This is a genomic window from Frankia sp. KB5 (assembly GCF_002099325.1).
Taxonomy (GTDB): domain Bacteria; phylum Actinomycetota; class Actinomycetes; order Frankiales; family Frankiaceae; genus Frankia; species Frankia casuarinae.
The window spans coordinates 1-1,179 of sequence record NZ_MRUJ01000413.1; the positions used below are offsets into that span (position 1 = coordinate 1).

Here is a 1,179-nt window from a genome sequence, read left to right on the forward strand (position 1 = left end):
GCTCGACCGCGACCTCGATGCCCTTCTTCAGCCCGAGGGGGTTGGYGCCGGCGGCCACGTTGCGCAGACCCTCGCGCACCAGGGCCTGGGCCAGGATGGTGGCGGTGGTGGTGCYGTCACCCGCGACGTCGTTGGTCTTCTTCGCGACTTCCTTGACGAGTTCCGCGCCGATCTTCTCGTACGGGTCCTCGAGCTCGATCTCCTTGGCGATGCTCACACCATCGTTGGTGATCGTGGGGACGCCCCACTTCTTCTCCAGCACGACGTTGCGGCCCTTCGGCCCGAGCGTGACCTTGACCGCATCGGCCAGCTGGTTCATGCCGCGCTCCAGGCCGCGCCGAGCCTCCTCGTCGAAGGCAATGATCTTCGGCATGGTTTCTGGGTCCTCCCAGTGGGATGGCAGGTTCGATGGCCTGGCCCTAACGACGCCCGCGACGGACGGCTCCCGCCTGCTCCGGACCCGGGTGATGCACCTCGGACACAGCGCGGATCGGGYAGCCTCGCCGTTTCAGCCTTGGCACTCCCTAGGCGAGAGTGCCAGGTCTTGTTTAGCACTCGGCCTGGGTGAGTGCAAGCTGGCCCATGGTTCCGCGAGCCCGACGCCGATCCCCCGCGGCACCCCGCCGTCGTCCGCGGCCCTTCCGTTGGTCCGGCGTGGTCCACGAAGTTCGTCGAATGCGCTGTGCCGTGCCGGRCCCGAGTCAGTCGTCGCCGAGGCCGGCGGCCTCGAAGGCGCRCAGCGACGGCTTGATCGTCGCGGTCGGTCCGCCCGTCTCGACGAGGGGGTCGAGCGTCTTCAGCCCATCGCCGGTGTTGTAAAGGACGGTTTCGGCGGCCGGGTCGAGCAGCCCCTCGCGCAGCAGCCTGCGCAGGGTGGCCACGGTGACGCCACCGGCCGTCTCGCCGAAGACGCCCTCGGCGCGGGCGAGCAGCCGGATCCCGTCGATGATCTCCTCGTCGGTCACGTCCGTGATAGCCCCGCCGGTCCGCCGAGCCACGTCGAGGGCGTAGGGGCCGTCGGCCGGGTTGCCGATCGACAGCGACTTGGCGATTGTGGCGGGCCGGACCGGGGCGACCGTCTCGACGCCGCGGGCGAACGCGGCGGCCACCGGGTTGCAGCCGGCCGCCTGCGCACCGAACACCCTGTACGGCGTCGGCTCGACCAGGCCGAGCCGGCCG

The 1,179-nt window shown here is 70.5% G+C and carries 2 protein-coding genes; both read right to left on the reverse strand.

Annotated elements, in window-relative coordinates:
• Positions 1–373: TCP-1/cpn60 chaperonin family protein (locus KBI5_RS24890; RefSeq protein ID WP_277870136.1), on the reverse strand; the 373-nt coding region annotated here is incomplete at its 3' end.
• 328 nt (positions 374–701) lie between these two features.
• Positions 702–1,179: pyridoxal-phosphate dependent enzyme (locus tag KBI5_RS24895; RefSeq protein WP_116290022.1), on the reverse strand; the 478-nt coding region annotated here is incomplete at its 5' end.